At 45.6% G+C, this 594-nt stretch carries 1 protein-coding gene; it reads left to right on the top strand.

Annotated features, from left to right (window positions below; all coding sequences use genetic code 11):
• A partial coding sequence (locus tag R8O11_RS29520; protein WP_318195163.1) for a GAF domain-containing protein occupies positions 1-594 on the top strand: 594 nt, incomplete at both ends.

The following is a 594-nucleotide window of genomic DNA, read 5'->3' as shown; positions in this document are numbered from 1 at the left end:
CTGGCAGGATATCGTTAATCTCCTCGCACAGATTGCAGACGTGCCAACCACGCTTATCATGCGAGTGCATCAAAACCACATCGAAGTAAACACCTCAAGCGACACTCAAGGTAATCCATATAAAGCTGGTGACAAAGAAGATCTTGGACATGGTTTGTACTGTGAACATGTCATTGAAACCAAAAGCCAACTGGTTGTTCCCGATGCCCTTGCAGATGAAAAATGGTCGAATAACCCGGACATCAAACTTGGTATGCTCTCCTATTGTGGTTTGCCGTTGTTTTGGCCAAATGGCGAAACGTTTGGAACCATTTGTATGTTGGACTCCAAAGCCAATGAGTACAGCGAAACTTACCGGCAATTGCTCAACACGTTCAAGGACTCGATAGAAGCTCAACTTGCTGTTGTCTACCAGCAATACAAACTGTTGAGACTTAACAGCGAACTTAAAAATCGCGTAGAAAACCGAACCACTGACCTCGCCCAACTCAGCTTTTCACTCACTCAAGAAATTGACCGCCGCAAAGCCGCTGAAAGACAAGTTAACTACCAGAAAACCCATGACCAAGGTACCGGATTTCTTAATCGCGCCGC

It is taken from the genome of Vibrio sp. 1288, from assembly GCF_033344475.1.
This window is presented reverse-complemented; position numbering and strand designations above follow the sequence as displayed.